The sequence below is a fragment of the Marinicrinis sediminis genome, from assembly GCF_042685085.1.
GTDB lineage: Bacteria > Bacillota > Bacilli > Paenibacillales > KCTC-33676 > Marinicrinis > Marinicrinis sediminis.
In genome coordinates this window covers 38819-58284 of record NZ_JBHUMM010000014.1, presented here as the reverse complement: position 1 = coordinate 58284, position 19466 = coordinate 38819, and the positions used below count along the sequence as shown (strand labels likewise).

General features: G+C 52.3%; 7 protein-coding genes. 1 reads left to right on the top strand and 6 read right to left on the bottom strand.

Going from position 1 to position 19466, the window contains the following annotated elements; all coding sequences use genetic code 11:
* Positions 1-27: 27 nt before the first annotated feature.
* The 5 genes from fabD to ACFSUC_RS08570 form a co-directional block, all read right to left on the bottom strand.
* A complete protein-coding gene (gene fabD, locus ACFSUC_RS08590) occupies positions 28-1305 on the bottom strand; it encodes an ACP S-malonyltransferase (protein WP_379929137.1) in 1278 nt (425 codons plus the stop codon).
* A 25-nt stretch (positions 1306-1330) separates the two neighbouring features.
* Positions 1331-8257 carry an amino acid adenylation domain-containing protein gene (locus ACFSUC_RS08585; protein ID WP_379929136.1) on the bottom strand — a complete coding sequence of 2309 codons (6927 nt, stop codon included), beginning with the start codon at positions 8255-8257 and terminating at the stop codon, positions 1331-1333.
* Between the two features lie 33 nt (positions 8258-8290).
* Positions 8291-11503 (bottom strand): cyclic peptide export ABC transporter, encoded by a 3213-nt coding sequence (locus ACFSUC_RS08580; protein ID WP_379929135.1) that lies wholly within the window; start codon positions 11501-11503, stop codon positions 8291-8293.
* A 45-nt stretch (positions 11504-11548) separates the two neighbouring features.
* Positions 11549-16102 (bottom strand): amino acid adenylation domain-containing protein, encoded by a 4554-nt coding sequence (locus tag ACFSUC_RS08575; protein WP_379929134.1) that lies wholly within the window; start codon positions 16100-16102, stop codon positions 11549-11551.
* A 403-nt stretch (positions 16103-16505) separates the two neighbouring features.
* Positions 16506-17588 carry a Gfo/Idh/MocA family protein gene (locus ACFSUC_RS08570; RefSeq protein ID WP_379929133.1) on the bottom strand — a complete coding sequence of 361 codons (1083 nt, stop codon included), beginning with the start codon at positions 17586-17588 and terminating at the stop codon, positions 16506-16508.
* Between the two features lie 217 nt (positions 17589-17805).
* On the opposite strand from ACFSUC_RS08570, the gene ACFSUC_RS08565 reads away from it, so the two are divergent.
* A complete protein-coding gene (locus tag ACFSUC_RS08565) occupies positions 17806-18669 on the top strand; it encodes a helix-turn-helix domain-containing protein (RefSeq protein WP_379929132.1) in 864 nt (287 codons plus the stop codon).
* A gap of 52 nt (positions 18670-18721) precedes the next feature.
* Here ACFSUC_RS08565 and ACFSUC_RS08560 read toward each other — a convergent pair whose 3' ends face one another.
* A complete protein-coding gene (locus ACFSUC_RS08560) occupies positions 18722-19444 on the bottom strand; it encodes a response regulator transcription factor (protein ID WP_379929131.1) in 723 nt (240 codons plus the stop codon).
* Between the last annotated feature and the right edge of the window lie 22 nt (positions 19445-19466).

Sequence of the window (19466 nt, the reverse complement as noted above, 5' to 3'; positions counted from 1 at the left end):
CTCCCTCTTCATGGAGATGGTGTGTCGTTATCCTGCTTCGATTGGGGTCAACAGAGACGGAAACAACGGTCGTGTGCGGGTCTCGTCCAGCAACTGGGCGATCCGTTCTGCCTGCTTGGCGGCAGGGAGCTTTTTCGTTTCCATGACCGAACGCAGCATGAGCAGACCCTCTTCCATGTGGCGGGGGGAAGGAGACAAGCCTAGCTGTTCCAGCTCTTCATCGAGCTTTTTGATGCGTTGATACGGCTTGACTACCCCTTCCTCATACGCTTCATGATCCCAGTTCTCGTTTTTCGTACAGACAGCCAGAGCCATACATCGACCCAGAAAGGAGGGGTCGGTTGAAGTCGTTGGCCGGCCGCCGAGGGTGTGTGCATGGCGATGTTGTTTCAGCTCGTCCCATTCCTTCTCTTTGTCAATTGCATATACGCGAAGCGGAATCTCGTGTTTGACCAGATTCGCCAGTATAGGCTTGGGCCCCATATCTACCGCTGCAGACAACCCCTGTGTCTGCATATGCTGCATGATTTCCAGCCAGGGAACCGGCGCTGTCATCTGGCGAGTCAGCAAACTGGCAATTTGCGACTCATCCTCGTAAGGACGCGCGGTGGCATTGGCATATACAGGCCATTGCAAGGGCGAATACTTGATACGTGCCAGTTCAGCGGACAACGCTTCTGCCGCCGGCTGCATGACAGGGCTGTGGAAGGGTGCACTCGTGGACAAATAGGTCACTTGAGCACCGCGATCCTTTAACAGAGACTCTGCTTTTGCCAATGCAGGTTGATGGCCCGAAATCACCAGCTGCTTGCTGGAGTTAATATTCGAGAGGACGACGAACTGGTCAAAGTCGGATACCTCTAGACATATGTCCTCCACCACATTGCGATCCAGTCCGATCACCGCGGCCATCGTTCCCTGTCCCCATCCGGCTGCTTCCTGCATCAGCTCTCCACGTCTGTGCACAATACGCAACGCATCTTCGAACGCCATCGCTCCTGAACAGGTCAGTGCGGTAATCTCCCCCAGGCTGTGGCCGGCTGCCAGGGTCGGTTCGATCCCGATCTCCTCCCTGTATACCTGATAGGTTGCGAAACCAAGTGCAAGCAAGGCTGGCTGTGTACATGCCGTCTTGTTCAAATCCTCTGCCGGACCTTCCAGGCAAAGCTGGCGCAGATCATAGCCCAGCACTTCATTCGCCTGCTTAAATACCTTTTTCACGGCGTCGTACCGCTCGTGCAGTGTCTGGCCCATCCCAACAAACTGCGCTCCTTGTCCTGGAAACAGCAATGCAAGCTTGTTCATCGTGTCCATCCATTCCTTTCTTTTTTCAGTTTTTTTGCATGCAGACGGCCATCATGACTTTGCCCGCCTGCTCAAACAGGGTACGCACCGCTTCCTTGCGCAATCTGCCGCCGTCAAACTCACAGCGGATTTCGCACCCCTGATCCGTCTGCGCCCATTCGAAGGCGATATCATATACGTCAAGCAGACGCACATCCGATGTGATCAGGTTGCGGTCATAGGCAATGGGAAGCATCTCCAGCTTGTCCGGCGACCTCAAGCCACTCATCCATTCTGACCGGCGATAGGCGGTCTCTGGCTCCAACTGCTTTCTCCGCTCGTGAATACGTGTTAAATATTGCGCCAGGTTGCCGATCTCCGCTTCTCCCAGTGACAACGGCAACACCCCGTTTTCCACATTCAGCATCGTCTCCAGCACCAGATCCGTCGTACCTGACAGATTTTGCAGAACATAAAACAGGCCGGACAGCCATATATCCACCACGTCTATGCTCAATTGCGCAGCTGCTGTTTGCATACGCGCAAATGTCGCTTGGTCAAAGCGGGATTCATATACGACCATCTCCCTGGCCCGAGCGCTCGGTAGTACGTAGGCCTCAGTCAGCACGATTGGCCTGCGAGGCAGCTTTCTGCGCTGCTCTCTGCCCATTAGCTCTTCGGACAACGCGGCAATGGTCGGGTGTGCAAACAGGTCGGTGACCTTGACACGGTCTCCCATTCGATCCTGCATGCGGGCATGCACCTGAATCAGCTTCATGGAATTGCCCCCAAGATCGAAGAAGTTACGATGAATGCCCACCTCTTTCAGACCCAGCACCTGCCGCCAGATTTCCTGCATCCATTGTTCCCATTCATTGCGAGGCTGCTCTGCCCCGGCGTCATCCTCTTCTTCCCTGTTGGACAACCGGGACAAGGCCAGCCGATCCACCTTGCCGCTAGGCAGCAGCGGAAGTTCGTCCAACAGGAAATAAACAGCGGGCAGCATATAGCGCGGCAGCAGCTTCCTGACATGCTCACGAAGTTTCGCTCTCGTACAGGTTGAATCTGTCGGCACCACATAAGCAGATAATCGGCATTCACCGGTAGGGTCAGACGACACCATCACGACTGCTTCCCTGACCGCGGAATGACGGAGCAGTACCGCTTCGACTTCCCCAGGCTCAATCCGATAGCCGTTCAGCTTGATCTGATGATCGACCCGGCCGATATATGCCAGATTTCCGTCCGGCAGCCAGCTGGCCAAATCCCCAGTTCGATACAGCTTCTCTCCCTCAACAAATGGATGCGCGACAAATGCAGATTCCGTCAGCTCAGGCTGATGAAGGTAGCCCTCAGCCAGCCCAAGTCCGCCGATATACAGCTCACCTGGGACCCCTGGTGGCTGCAGCTGTTGATCCCGATTCAAAATAAATACGTCATAATTGGGCAGCGGCTTGCCAATCGGCACCGTTCTTCGCTCTGCCAACGCTTCCAGCTCATCAGGATCTGTCGGCACTTCAAACCAGGAGCTGTCCACACATGCTTCGGTAGGGCCATACACATTGGTTATGACAGGTGCTTGGGTTCCAGCTTGATGGATACATGCTTTCACCAGTTCAACAGGCAGCGCGTCTCCCCCAATCAGGAAATGCCGCACAGGCATGGTACCCTGCTGCTTTTTCCAGGCATCCAGGATCAACTGCAAATGAATCGGGGTGCCATCAGACAGGTCCATATCATGGGTCTGATAAAAGCTCAGAAGCTCCCGTCCATTCAATCTGGCTTCCTCGTTCGTAACGTAAAGGGAATGTCCTTGTAGCAGGGCTCCGAAAATCGTTTTGACGGATGCATCAAAATGGTACGGCGACACCAGGGCAATACGCAGCGGTTTATCATACCTGGCATACACGACCTGCTGCAGACCCTTGATCAGATTCAGGACATTGCGATGCTGAAGCCGTACCCCCTTTGGCTTGCCTGTAGAACCGGACGTATAGATGACATAGGCGGGAGTATGACCATTTACTTTCCCGCTTTCACGGCTGCCAACGACGCCAGGCTTCTTTTCCCTCGTTTTTTTGTCTGGCATATTTACTCGCAGCGCGCTATGCCGAAGCTGTGGATGAAGATGCGCCTGCGCCAGCAGGATGTCCGCTTGACTGTCCGCAAGCAGATATGCAATCCTGTCCGCCGGATCATAGGGATGAATCGGCAAGTACGCACACCCTGCTTTCAATATTCCGAGAATGCCCGTGATCATTTCTGCTGATCGTTCAGCCAGCAGCGCTACTGTCTTCCCGGGTGTGGCCCCGTTTGACCTTAACTGGTACGCCACCGCATTGGCATGCTCATCCAGCTCCAGATAGGTCAATGCGGCATCCTCGGCTTGTACAGCCAGCCGTGAAGGGAATTGCTTCACTTGCTGCTCAAACGCGGCATGCAGCGTAAGCGTCTCGTCTATCTCCTGCCTGGAACCTTTGCCTGCAACCAGTACCTGATCCCGCTCACCGGGTGTAATCAGTTCGAATTGTGCCAGCGTAATCGCAGGCTGCTGGATCAGCTGCTTGAGCAGCGCCAGAAATTGATCGATCATGCGGGATATCGTCTCCCGTTTGAATAAGGAGGTCGCATATTCAAGCCGGAAGTCCAGGCGTCCATCGGTTTCTATCGCTTCCAGCAGCAGATCGAACTTTGCCGTATTTTTGTTTACGGGCAATCGGGTAAGTATGGCCTCCCCGAAGCGAAGCTCCTTTTTCTCCATATTCTGCAGGGCGAACATGGTATCGAACATAGGATTGCGACTGCGATCCCGGCGCAGCTCCAGCTTGTCGCACAACAGCTCGAACGGATACGTCTGATTGGCATATGCGTCCAGCGTGGAAGTCTTGACTTCCTGCAGAAATTGCAGGAACGATTTGTTCCCTCGCGGAAAAGCCCTCAGGGCGAGCGTATTCACGAACAGACCCAGCAAGGTTTCCGTATCCGCTTGTGTTCGTCCTGCAACCGGAGTTCCGATCACGATCTCTTCCTGTCCGCTGTACTTGGATAACCAGATTTCATACATCGCAGTCAGTACCATAAACAGAGTCGTTCCCGTCCGGGCCGCCAGCGCATGAATGCGCGCCGTCCAAGAGGCCTCCAGCGAAAACGTCATCTCTTCCCCTTCAAAGCTGCGTACCAGGGGGCGAGGATAATCCAGCGGAAGATCCAGCACCGGAAGCTCCCCCGACATCGTTTGAAGCCAGTAATCCTCCTGCCGGCGCATCGCTTCGGATTCCATCTGTTCCAGCTGCCAACAGGCATAATCCAGATAGCCAATTCGCTGGGATGCCAGCTCATTCCCCTCATACAGCATCGACAATTCTTCCATCATACGATTCATGGAAACACCATCTGAAATCATGTGATGCATATCGAACATGCACAGATGTTCCTCTGCGCCCAGTCGCACCACTTCCACTCGAAACAGCGGTGCGACATGCAGGTCGAATGGCTGTATGAACGCATCCTGCAACGCTTGAAGCTGTGCCATCGTGCCGTCCTTCACCGCAATCGGGATGGAACGGGCCCGGTGGATGCGCTGCATCAGTTGACCCTCCACCATATGAAAGGAAGTTCGGAGGACTTCATGCCGTTCTACCAGGGAGTCAAAAGCTTGCTGCAGCCTTGTCAGATCCAGCGGCCCCTTCATATGCAAACATCCCGGCATATTGTAGGCGACTTGACTGTCTTCCATCTCACTCAGAATATACATCCGTTTCTGTGCAAAGGAGACCGGCACAAGCTCCCGCTCCCTGACATAAGGCAACTCGTCATTCTCGTCGCTGTTCCCTGCCCCCTTCTCATTCATCCATGCTACAAGCTGGCGAATGGTCGGCGCCGCAAATACCGCCTGGATCGGTACAACAAGCTGCAGCTTTTTCTGAAGCCGGGCAACGAGCGACATCGCTTTCAGCGAATGACCGCCAAGCTCAAAAAAATGATCGTCGATGCCCACTTGCTCGACCCCCAGAACCTGAGACCAGATGACTGTCATCTCGAGTTCGAACTCACTGGATGGCGGGGTGTAGGCAGGAGTTCGCAACGCAGCGGACGGTTCCGGCAAAGACCTCGTATCGACCTTGCCATTTCGGGTGAGCGGAAGGGCCTCCATTCGTATGACATGTGACGGGATCAGATGGTCCGGCAACTGCTGTTTCAAATAGGCGAGCAACTCCGCAGGTTGCAGCGCTTTTGGAGAAGAGGCAGACTGGACGTAGTAGGCACACAGCACCGGTGATTCGTCCCCATCCTTTTTCGCTGTCACCGCTGCTTCCTGAACGTATGCATGACCAAGTATCGCTTGCATGATCTCTCCGGGCTCTATCCGGTAGCCTCGAATTTTCACCTGGTCATCTATTCGCCCCATATAGGCCAGATTGCCGTCCGGCAGCCACTTCGCGAGATCTCCCGTGCGATACAACCGCGTGCCGGGGCGGTAGGGATTGTCGATAAACTTTTGTGCGGTCAGGTCTGCCCGGTGCAAATACCCTTCTGCCAGTCCGTCACCGCCAATACACAGCTCCCCTGCAACCCCGATTGGCTGGAGCTTAAGGTGCGGATTCAGGATATATACTTCGTGAAGCCGGATCGGCTTACCAATTGGAACCGAATCATATTGGTCAAGCTGCTCCCGGTCTCCGTGCCACATCGTTGTACAGATCGTATCTTCGGTAGGCCCATAGGCATTTGTCCAATGGGTAAATGTGGCACAAGCCGCTGCCAGCTGCTTGTCGATGGCAGAGCCTGCTGTGATAAGCTGCCTCAGTGTCGTGAGTTCAGCCAGCGGAAGCTCGCGCACATATGGCGGCGGCAGTGTGGCGATGCTCACCTGATGCCGATTCATGAAGGAAATCATGTGCCTCGGTTCCTGAATGGTGTTCATGTCTGGGATACAGAGGGCAGCCCCAGTCAGCAAGCTCATGCCGATTTCCGAAACGGACGCATCGAATGAGCAGCTGGCGAATTGCAAGACCCGATCCGCAGGACTCAAGTGAAAAGCGGACTGAAAATGCCTGACATGACAGACGAGCGCACGGTGTTTGAGCATGACCCCCTTCGGTTTTCCGGTTGAACCTGAGGTATATATGATATAGGCCAGGTCTGCTGCAGTATGCACGGGGACCGGGTTGGAGACGGAATGTTCAGCATCGATCTGAGCCTTCACCTCCATGACGATCCGTTCAGCTTGCTGATCGAGATTCTCCGCATGCGCCGCAGAAGTGACCAGCACGTGGGTAGAACGGCTGTCCGTAAGCATGTCACGCTTCCGGGCAGCCGGATAGCCTGGATCAATCGGCAAATAGACCCCGCCTGCCTTCCATATACCAAGTGCTGCAACGACCATTTCCATAGAACGCGCCATCATGACCGCCACGATGGTGTTTTTCGCGACACCTTGTCGCCTTAACGCATGAGCCAATTGATTGGCCCGCTGGTTCAACTCATGGTAGGTACAGGTCTGATCATCCAAGATCACGGCCGCATGCTCAGGCGTACGAGCTACCTGCTGCTCAAAGCACACCTGAACACACACCTCCTCTGTCCTTTCGTTTGCACTCGGCTGAAAAGCATCCAGCATGAGTCGTTGCTCCGACGGCGGGATCATCTCGAGCTCTTCCAGCGTCCGGTTCGGATGATCGATGATTTCTGCCAGTACGTACAGATAATGACCGATCATCCGCTCAATCGTCTCCCGCTCGAATTTGGATGAGTAATGCACTTGCAGTTCAGCCTGATCGTATAGATGCAGGGCCAACGTCAAATCATAGTGGGTTTGCTCGGTCATCGAATAGTGTTCCATGTAAGCCGATTGACTCACATCACTCAGCATCCGGTCCAGGGGGTAGTTTTCAATGACCATCATGGAATCGAACAGCTCTCCGCCGGTATCCAGCTCACTACAGGCTGCTATCTCTACCAGTGGTGTATGCGAATAACGCGTTCGTCTCGTCTGCTCTGTATGGATGCGGGTCAGAAGCTCGCGCAGGGACTCCCCCTTTTGCGACTTCAATCGAAAAGGGAGGGTATTGATAAACAGGCCGACCATCTCCGCAACGCCTGGCAGCTCGGAAGGTCTTCCGGACACCGTTGTGCCAAACAGCACATCGTCCTGTTGACTGTAACGCTGCAACAGAATGCCCCAGACCGTATAGAAAAGCGTCGCCTTCGTAATGGCACATGTCTGTACGAAACGCTCTGCCTGTTCCATCAGCGAAGCAGATATCGTACGGCGTACGAGTCCATCCCCTGTCAGTTCTGACCTGTCCATGCGGTCCAACGGCAACCGTGATTTCGTCTGAAATTGCTGCAAATAGTGTTGCCAGTAAGACTGCTGATCCTCCTTATGCTGCTGCTCACACCAGTTCAGATAGGCCTTCAGCTTGTTCTTGACCTTTGGCTCCGGCTGCTCGCCCTCCAGCAACAGACGATAGGCCTGCATCCACTCCCGCAGCAAGATGCCGTTACTCCATCCGTCATACAATATGTGATGGTGACTGAGAAGAACCTCGGTCGTTTCCGTATCCACCCTGCATACCTTGATCCGCAGTGGCGCTACCCGGATATCGATCATATCCCTGCGATCTTGTTCGGCCCATTCATCGAGTTCTTGGCGTATACTTGCTGCATCCCTGCTGCTTGCCTCATCCAGATGAACCGGAATGTCGTGCTCTTTCAACACAATCTGAACCGGCTTGTCCATGGCTTCCCATCGAAACACCGTACGCAGCATCTCATTCTGTTGCTGCACCCCTTTCCATGCCTGCAAAAAGGCGTCCATGTGCAGTTTTCCTTTCAGCGTAAATCGCAGCTGTTCAAAATAAGCACGTGAATCCGGGTCACGAAGATGCTGAAACAAGATGCCGGCCTGCATCGCCGTTAGTGACAAGATATCTTCTACATTTTGCCTCGCTATTTTCAGCTTGCTGCCCATGCTCTGTTCCTCCTTCCATCCAAGCCTGCCATCCTATTTCGATGCCGTCTCGATCTGGTGATATGCAGTCAGCTCTGTCATCTCGGTCATCGCACCCATCTCCATCTTGATCAACCGATCAGCCAGATGGAAATAGGCATCATCGTGCGTAATGGCAATGACGCACTTCCCTTTTTCCTTCAGCTCCGGAAGAAGCTGATGATAGAAGAATCGTCTGAATTCCGGGTCCTGATCGGCTGCCCACTCATCAAACAAATAGATCGGCCGGTCTTCCATATAGCTGATTAACAGCGCCAGCCGTTTCCGCTGACCGGTGGACAGTTTGGTCGTACTGAACCCGCCTTCCTCAATCGCTACTTTTTCGGACAGTCGCAGACGACGAAGATGCTGCGTCATCCTGTCACGCTGAGGTTCCACCTCAATGCCGTACAGCTTGTCAAACAAGTACACATCGCTGAAAATCGCGGCATATTGCTGTCCGAGCTCTTCCGACGAGACGGGCAGGCCATTCAGGGTGATCGATCCTTCCTTAGGTTCATACAGGCCGGTGATCAGTTTGGCCATGGTAGACTTCCCGCTGCCGTTTCCGCCTGTAATGAACACGATCTCACCCGCATGAAAATCCACATTCAATGGCCCGACCGTGAATCGCTTGGCAGGAGGATCGACGTTCCTTTCGGAATCGGACTCAGGTTCCCTCGTCTTGGCCATGTCCGTTTCTTCTTCACGCCCGACATATTCGAACGTGACATCATGCAGGCTGACCTGCAGCTGCCGGGAAGACGAATGTTCCACGAATGCAGGTTCCCTTGCCGCTGACAAGGCGGAGATTTCCTTTGTAAACTGTTGAATCCGGTTCCAGCTGATGCGCATTTGGAACAGGTGGGGAATAGCATGAAGAACGCCGTGCAAAGGGCCTGTCATATATAGAAATACAAAAATATAGCTGCGCAGCGTCTCATTCTTCATTTCCGTGAAGAGAATCGGGAAGAGAAAAGCAACTGTACCGATCACGAACGTAAACAACAACTCTCCGATGACAAAGACGTGGATAAAATTCATTTCGCCCTGTATGCGTTTTTGTCTGTAATGCTCGCAGCTGTCCTGTACGTCGCGCGCAAACGCCTCTTTTTTCCCGGTATGCAAGCGAAGTTCTTTGAAGCCATGCATGAGATCATGGATCAGCTTGAAAAATACGTTTTGTGTATCCCTCGCCTTTTCCCAGGCTTTACTTGCCAGGCGCCCCATTACGAAGTACAAACCGGCTGTACTCAATATGACCGCTAGCGAAATCAGCAATCCCTGCAAGTTGATCACGCCCAGATAAATAAAGCAGCACATGAGTGTAATCAGGCCGGTCCCACCCGTAATCGCCGTTTTAGCGAACTGACTGATGGTCTCCGTGTCATTGTTGAGGGCTGCCTGGATATGCCCGCTTTTGAGCCGTTCAAATTGCTGATAGGGGGTCTTCAACAGCTTGTTGATCAATTCCATGCGCTTGTCGTAAATCAGATTCGTCGTCATATGTATCAAGCGGGTTCGCACAATTTTCTGTCCCAGCACATAGAGCAGGATGCCGATGGCAAAAAACAGCAGCAGTCCGGCTTCAAAGTGTCCTTGACGATTCAACGTTTCATTCACGATAAAGATGATGGTCGCATTGCCGAGGCCGCTAATGATGCTCAGGATGAGCAAAGCAAACCAGCCCTGCTCCCGCTGGCGCTGCAAAAACGAAGAGAGCAGCACGTACAAGCTGAATAACGCAACCGAAACCATCAGAATGATCAACGCCAGAATCAGGCTGTCAGCCGCCCATACCTGGACAAAACGCCATGGAAGCCCCCAGAAGAACACATCCGGAATCTGATACAGACCATAGGCTACTACGCTAAGAAAGCCGGCCGTGCCAACAGCTGTGATCCAGAATCGACCTGTTTTTCCGTTCCATCTGCGCTTCCTGCGTGCCAGATCTACCAGCAATCGCCCCCACAACCAGAGCGTAATCAGCAGAAAGGGCACGGTCATACTCAGCATCGCCACCGATACTTTGTCTACCGTCTGATACAAATCTCCATCCAGTTTGGCAGGTGTCTGGCCTTGCCACATATCAAGCAGTCCCTGACCGATCTGGGCGGTATAGCTCGAATTCATATTCGCCAGAATCGCAACACCGAACTGCTCTTCCGGTCGAAAGCCTACGAACGAAGAAAACGTGGGGTTGTTCCCGCCGTGAGACCATTCTCCCCCACCACTCTGATAGACCCGCCAGCCGGCTGCATAGGAATATCCTTCAGCTGCCGGGGGCACCTTGCGATTGGGCGCCTGTGATCTCGCGAGCAGTTCTTGATCAAATGGCACAGCACCCAGCTGAATCTTGAGCCATCTTGCCATATCGTGCGCATTAGACCGGACATAGCCTCCAGGCGTATTGCCCCGATAGATCGGTGCCTCGTAAGGCAGACTTTGCAGAAAACCGTATTTATAGCCGGTTGCCAATTGGTGAGTCTGCTCCGCTTCTTCATGGAGCAGGTAGGTCTGGTCGAGACCCATCGGCTTCAGCACTTCCTCTTTCATGTATGATTCATAGTCCATGCCGGATACGTTCTCAATGACCAGTCCCAAAATATCGTAGTTGATCGTCGCGTAGAAATGTCTTTCTCCCGGATAGAAATCCAGCTCCGTGCCCACCAGCGTCCGCACGGTGTTCTCCAGTGCTTCCTCTCCATCTCCCTGCGGGATATCGCCAATCGAGGAGAAGGGAATACCTGTCGTCTGGTAGAGCGCCTGTTCAATCGTCACCGGAACGGGCCCTTCGAGTGATTGACCGTTTCTCTCTCCGTGATAGACCATCTCGAACCAGGGCAGATACGTCTGAACCGGGGCCTGCAAATCCAGCCGTCCCTGCTGGGCCAGCTGGAGGATCGCCAGACCAGTAAATGCCTTGCTGGCGGAAGCAAGCTCAAATAACGTTTCCGCTGTTACCGGTTCCTCCTTCTCCTTGTCCCGGTATCCAAACCCTCGCTGATAGACGGTTTCCTCCCCCTGAACCATCACGACTGAGGCACCGGGGATGCCACTGTTCGCCAACTGCTCCTCCAGCCAGGCATCCATTTCGCGTACGCGATCGCTCGCCTTTTTATCAGAATTTTCAGACGAATAAACGTGGAAGGGAGGCAGTGTCAGCATGAGCATCAGGGCTATGGTGATCCCGTACCGGAACAGCCTTGCACCTATTCGTTTTGTCATATCGGACTTCTCCTGTTCATTTTATTCCTTCGAGACCAAGCAGCCTCATTCAAACAAATCATCCAGTTCATCCTGAGACAAGGTTGCCGCTGAAAAGTCGGAAGGTGTATACATCACTTCTTCTCTCCCGCAGCAATGCGTAATCAATTCGAGCAATTGATGCTCATATCGGGCTGCCATTTCCCTCACCTGTTCCTCTTTCATTTCATGCCGATTGAAATGAAAAGCCACATGCAACTGTTCGCTCACAATCCAGGCATTGATCTCCAAACGCGCTGTGATCGGATTCAGCGGGTCCGAGTCCGGCCCTGTAGCCTCTGTCGAGAAAGAAAACCAGTCGGTCTCCCATTCCCGATCCAGCTGCCCCAGGTAATTCAGGCGAACCAGTCTGGTCTCTGCCTGCTCCCCGATTGCGGAGACGTTGTCTCTCAGCAGGCCATAGCCGATTCCTTTATTCGGAATGCCGCGAATTTGCTCCTTGAGCGACTTGATCTGCTCAGGCAGTCCACCTGCCGGCACCTCAAAACAAACCGGGAACAGGCTGGTAAACCAGCCGACTGTTCTCGAAATATTGAGCGGTAGCACGTCCTCGCGCCCATGTCCCTCCAATTCCAGCACAACGGTACGATCATCGGATGCGGCCTGCAGGGACAGTACGAGTGCCATCATCAATAGCTCATTCACCTGCGTACCATAGGCCTGCTGGGCCTCATGCAACAGCGGGATGGTTACTTCGGAACACCATGTACGAAGCAGGGTTCCCGGTGACTGAATGTCGGCTGGGGCTCGATCTCGATCAATCGGCAAACTGGCACTGGCCGCCGCTGCGGCTGCCTGCTCCCAATACGCCTGTTCCTCATGCAGCCCCTGCTCTCCATACGCATGCAGATGCTCGGCATAGGTCTGATAAGAAGCCGTCTTGAAGGGCAATTGAATCGGTTTCTGGCCTTGAATTTGTTCAAACATCGTGCACAGGTCTTCCAGAATGATCCGCCATGACACCCCGTCTATAATGAGGTGATGCGCTACGAGCAGCAGGGATTGACCTTCTGCTCCACGGTCAAACAGACAGCCTTGGAATAACGGACCTCTCTCCAGATGAATCTGTTCCTTGACTTTCCGGCCCTGCTCGTCCACCTGTTGACGCTGTTCGTCAGCTGTCATCTCTCCAAGATCGATAACGGTGAGAGACGCAGTCGATCGGGCAGGTGAGGTCTCATAGACGAGGGAATGGCCCTGGACATCCAGCCGCAACCGCAACACGCCGTGGTGCTCAATCAGCGCAGTCAAGATCTGCTCCAGTTCTTCCCGCTTCCAGCGCTGCTTCAGATCCAGCAGAATGGACTGATGGAAGTAATGAGGGTTGGGTAGCGCCTGATTGAAGAACCATGTCATGATTGGCGTGAATCGAACAGGTCTCTCTTCATGATCTTCATCTGAGGTCGCATTCGCCTCCGTGACACGCACGTATCTGGCCATATCCTCCAGTACCGGATGCGCCAGTATATCCTGTACCGAAATCATATAACCGGCTTCATGCAATTTCGCAGATAACTGGATGGCCTTGATGGAATCTCCGCCGAGCTGATAAAAATGAGCCTGACTGGAGATGCCTTTCACCTGCAACACCTCCTCCATCCATTGCAGCAACAGCTGCTCCACTTCATCCAGTTCGCGTTCATCATCGGGCCCCGTCTGCGTGGAAACGGCCGGTTCAGGCAGTGATTTGCGATCCACTTTTCCGCTTGGTGTCAGCGGAAGCGCATCCAGTTGAACGAAATGCGCTGGAACCATATAGGCCGGCAGCTTGCCGGACAAAAAAGTCCGCATCTCTGTCCACGCCAGCTCGAAAGAAGCCACGAAGTAACAGCAAAGGACGGTCTGACCGTTAGCCTGCACCCGATCCACGACAATGACTTCGTGAACGTGGGGATGCTGAAGGACGGTCTTTTCAATTTCACCCAGTTCAATCCGGTATCCCCGAATCTTCACTTGATGATCGGTTCTCCCCAGGTAGGCCAGATTGCCATCTGGCATCCATGCCGCCAAATCCCCGGTACGGTATAGTCGCTCTCCCGAATGGAAGGGATGGGAAATAAATCTCTCTGTCGTCAAGTCGGCCTGATTGACGTAACCTCTGGCCAGTCCGACGCCACCAATATACAATTCCCCGGCAACCCCGACGGGCACCGGACGCTGTTGCGGGTCCAGCACGTAAAGCTGCGTATTGTAGATCGGTTTGCCGATCGGTACTTGCTCCAACCCGGGAGCCGTACAGTCAAAATAAGACACATCAATCGTGGCCTCCGTCGGACCGTACAGATTCGTCAATGAGGTACGGGGTCCCAGCCAGTGATGAACCTCCTGCACATCGCTCCCCTTCAAGGCTTCACCACTTGTAAACAACTGCCTCACTGAGTGGAGCCGATCCCGCCCGTCTGGCTGATGTTGCAGCCACTGGATAAAGACACGAAGCATGGAGGGGACAAAATGCAGGACGGAAACCTGCTGTCTCGCTATCGTTTGCGTCAGCTTTTCCGGTTCCTTTTCTGCGCCCGGCTCGAGGATGCAGAGCTTTGCGCCGTACCAGGACCACCAGAACAGCTCCCATACGGAGACGTCAAAAGTGATGGGGGTTTTTTGCAGCAGGACATCTGTTTCCTGCAACGGATATTGCTGCTGCATCCAGTGAATGCGGTTCACGACAGCTCTGTGCTCGACCATCACCCCCTTGGGCTTGCCTGTCGATCCGGAGGTATAGAGGATATAGGCAAGATGCTCAGGGTGCAAGACGGGTTCCGGATTGATGGTCTTGCAGGCTTCCCATACCGAACTGTCCATCTCGAGCACTTCACCTGAAAAGGCATCCAGCAGACTCCTTCCGTTCCGTTGCCAAGAGGTCGTAAGCAGCAGCTTCATCCCGCTGTCCTGAATCATGTACGTCAATCGTTCTTCAGGCCAGCTCGGATCAATTGGCAGATAGGCGCTCCCTGCCTTCAAAATGCCCATCAGTCCCACCATCATTTCCAGTGACCGTTCACACATCAGTCCGACTACCGTCTCAGGTCCTGCACCGCGTGCCCGAAGTCCATGCGCAATTCGGTTCGCCTGTTCATTCAGCTCCTGATAGCTACAGGTTGTCTCTTTATATACGAGGGCTGTACTGTGTGGAGAACGTGCGACCTGTTCCTCGAACATCTCGACCATCGTTCTGTCCTGCGGGTATGGCGCCTCGGTGTCATTCCAGTCATGAAGCAGTAACTGCTCCTCTCTGGCATCCAGAAGAGTAAGGGACTGAATCGTCGTATCCGCTGTCGCCTCCAGCAATTGCTCACTGAGCCGGGATATCCAGCGGTACATCTGTTCAATTTGCAGATCCGTATAGTCATCAGCCCGATACAAGATATCCAGCTGCACGTTCTCTGTCGCAGACCATTCCTTGATAATCCACTGCAGCGCTTCAAACTGATGCCCGTTATAAAATTCCTCGTTTTCTATGCGCCATCCCTTCAGCGATGTGCGCAACTTGGTATGATAGGTATTGACCGAAGCTTGAAACAGTTGGCTGTACCCCTTTTTTCTTAATGCTAGATCCTGAACCAGTCGATCATACGGATACCGTTGATGGAAGAAACCTGAAACCAGTCTCTCATGCACCTGTTGCACGAACACATGCACCTTTTCGGATGAACCGATTTTCATGCGGAAGGGCATGGTACTTGTAAACATGCCGAAGATTCGGCGCTCCTCCCGACCGGAACGATTCAGAACTGGTGTGCCTATAATCAGATCATCCCCATGTGTCGTCTTGTACAGATACAACAGCATGACGGACACAAAAAACGTATTCAGGGAAATCCCCCGGGACTCGGCATAGGCTTGAATCCGATTAGACGCTGTCGTATCGAAGACGAATGTCCTTTTTTTCCCGTTTGTCCGGTTGGAGCCCGAGCTAAGAAAGCTGTCTGGCAGTTGCTGAAATTGATCCATCCAGTATTGTCTGTTCTTGGCGCATCTTCTGGACTGCAAATACTGCGATTCCAGCTGCAGAAAAGACAAATAGGACGGGTACGCCTCCGCCGATGGCTCCATTCCCCTTTCCACCTCTTCATAGAGCTCCACGATCTGGCTGGTCATCAGTTGAATGGACCAACCGTCTGCAATGGCATGATGCAGTCGAACGAAGTAACCGCTTCGTTCAGGACAGATGCAAAACATGGCAAAATCAAACAGGACCGCCTCGTTCAGTGGAAAAGGCGTCTCCGCCTTCTGCTGCTCCCATGCCCGAAAAGCGTCAAACGGGTGCTCACTTCCGGAGAAATCATGGAGTGGAATGGCAATGGCATCCTCTCTGTGCACGTATTGAAGATATTCCCCTTGCTCTTCCGTAAACCGCAGCCAGAATGCCTCATGTCGATTAACAAATCGCGTAATCGCTTCTCTCAGCAAGCCAAAATCAACCGGCCCGTGAATATGAATGGAACCGCCAATATTATGGATGGGTGTGCCTGGATGAATCTGTTCATTGCGCATGATGCGTTTTTGAGGATGCGTTAGAGCATACAACTCCCTGTGTGATTCATGGCTTGAAGTAGGCAACGGCATGACCTCTCTTTTTCACATTGTTTGAAAATTCAGAATATTAAGCGCATACAAAATGGACGTAAACCACAGGCGAGAGATGCTCCTCACGGGAGAGATCACCTGCATTCGTACAAACGTTTGCACATGGTGGGGAAATTCCCCGGTTCATTAAGATACCTCCTGTCTGCTATGAGATTATTCTAGTATACCAGATTAAGGTTGATCGATTATTGGAAATATTACCATGCTTTTGGGCATCTTTCAAGGAAATATCATACAGCTTTTTTTCATTATCCACTGGGCAAACAGAAAAATGACCAGGACACGGCGTGTCCTGGCCTACAGCAAATAAACATCAAAAAGGGGATAACTTATCGAAAATATCGAACGGACGGTCTTTCACGTCCGTCGAAAGAAATTAGTCAAAATAAACAGCTTTGCCTGTTTTCGCGGATTCATAGATCGCTTCGAGAATTTCAGAAACGACCAAAGCTTCCTTCGGCTTGACCACGGGCTCTTCATCATTCAGGATGCACTGCACCCATGTTTTCATTTCTACATCTGCTTCGCTCTCAGACTCACCGTCATAAAAAGCGACGCCGGCCATATTGGTATCAATGTGATTCGTAAACAGCTTGCCGTATTTCTCGCCATTGATGCGAAGACCATCCTTCATATCTGCGCCGCCTTCTGTCCCGCACAGCGTGCATTTCGCCTCATCGACTTCCAGATTGTTCAGTGCCCAAGAGGCTTCCAGCGCGATCATGGCTCCATTCTTCATCTTGATCATGCCGACAGCAGAGTCTTCCACCTTGAACTTTTCAGGGTCCCAGGGTCCCCAGGCATTCGCAGCATTCTCACGGGAAGACAGCTTGTGGAAAGCCTGTCCCAGCACGACTTCCGGCTCATAGTTGTTCATCATATAGAGGGTCAGATCCAGCGCGTGTGTCCCGATATCAATTAGTGGTCCACCGCCCTGCTTCTCTTCATCCAGGAATACCCCCCAGGTCGGAACCGCTCTGCGGCGAATGGCATGTGCCTTGGCATAGTAAATCTCTCCAAGCTCACCATCTTCACAGGCCTGCTTCAAGTATTTGCTGTCTGCACGGAAGCGATTTTGATAGCTGATGGTCAGCTTCTTGTCGCTTTTCAACGATGCTTCATACATGCGACGTGCGGCCTCTGCGGTCTTCGCCATTGGCTTTTCACAGTTGACATGCTTGCCGGCTTCCAGAGCCGCGATCGTAATCTCTGCATGAGAGTCATTTGGCGTCAGCACGTGAATGACCTCGATTTGCTCATTTGCAATGACTTCCTGATAGTCTGCGGTCACCATTGCACCTTCTGCACCATATTTGTCTGCTGCACGCTGTGCTTTCTCAATCTCAATATCACAGAATGCCACCAGTTCAACTTCCGCTAGCTTGGACAGGCTCGGCAAATGCTTACCGTTCGCGATACCGCCGCAGCCAATAATACCGATCTTCAACTTTTTTGTCATTGTATGCGCCTCCATTCATTCGATACATGCCAGTTAAATGCTGTCAAATCACCGGTAAACGGTTGGCATCATCGTCAGATTGATTTACTTTTTTTCTTTTTTCCTTATAATTATGATCGAGTCCTTCGCTTTTTAGTATAATGAATACAACGACAAAAAAACATCCACATAAATGTTCAACCTTTATGTGATTTTGTCATAGAAAGGAGTTGATTGCATGATCCTCACCGAGAAGATCAACTACGAGAACCCGTTGATCAGCTTAAAGGTATTCAGTGTCAAACGGATTTTGAATCAGTACAACGATTGGCATATCCATAAGGAGACCGAAGTGCTGGCTATTCTGGAAGGACAGCTGGAAGTCAATGTGGAAAACGAGGAATATATTCTGAACAAGGGTGACGTGATCTTGATCGGGTCCAATCAGCTTCACCGGGATCGCTGCCGGGACGTTCGCTTGCGTTACATTGTGCTGCAGTTTGATCTGGAGCAATTTTTTGACCAGAGTATCATGCAATTTTATAATTTGTTCGAAGAGGCTGGCAATCGCCTTAGTCAGTTCAATTATATTTTCTCCAAGCACCCCGATGTGCGTGACGAGGTCTTCCATTGTGTGAAGACGGTTCATGAGGAATCCAAGGACAAAAAACGAGGCTATGAGATCGCGGTGACGGTCTGTGTGCAGAAGATTATTCTCGCCATGCTTCGAAACGATGAGCGCGGTCTGCTGCGGGATCGGATCAATCCGGAATTTGAGCGGATCAAGCCTGTGCTGGATTACGTGGAGCAGCATCTCCATGAGAAGCTTCAGGTAGAGCACGCGTGCAAGCTTGCGAACATGAGCTATTATTACTTTTGCAAATTTTTCAAACGGGCTGTGGGCATGTCCTTTACCGATTACGTTAATTACAAGAAAATCAAGAAAGCGGAGCACTTACTGCTTACCAAGGACTACAGTGTGTCGACCATCGGAGAGATGATCAGTATGCCGAACATGGCTCATTTTTACAAATGCTTTCGCAAATACAATGATTGTTCACCCAATGAATTCCGTAAAAAAATGCTCTCCTGGTCACCTTAGGGAGCATTTTTTTTATGCATGATCTCTTTTATGTCTCGTTTAACTAGCCCGCTCATTTGGCGGGTGATTTGATCACGAGCTTGTAGCCCACGCCACGAATGGAGTCAATCTGAACAGATTCCTGACCCATTTCCAATTTTTTGCGAAGGGAACTGACGTGAACATCGACTGTTCGCTGGCCGCCAATGTAATCAAATCCCCATACGACATTCATTAGATCATCACGGGTGATGACCACTCCGGGACGCTGCACGAGATAGAGCAGCACTTCAAATTCCTTCGGTCTGAGCGTAATCGGCTTTCCGGCGAGATGGACCTCATACTTCTCCGGGTAGATGACCAGTTCACCCATTTCAATAGACTGTTCGGTTTCCGCCACTTCAAGCGGGGCTGCATTACTTGAGATGGATGTGCGACGCAGCACTGCTGATACCCGGGCCAGCAGCTCCGCCACGCCAAATGGCTTCGTAATATAATCATCTGCACCATGTCGCAAGCCCTGCACGACCTCATCCTCGGCATTACGGGCCGTCAGGATCACGACAGGCGTGCGATTGCCTTTCTGTCTCAGTTTGGTGAGCACTTCAAAACCGTTCATTCCCGGCAGCATAATGTCCAGGATGATCAGATCAAAGCTGTTGTCCATCGCCAACTGATACCCCTCACCGCCATCATCGACGATCTTGATCTCATACCCTTCCTGTGTCAGATTGTACGATAACAATCTCGACAGCGTTGGCTCGTCCTCTATGACCAGAATCCTTGCCGTTGTCATGGGCATTCCCCCCATCGTTGCA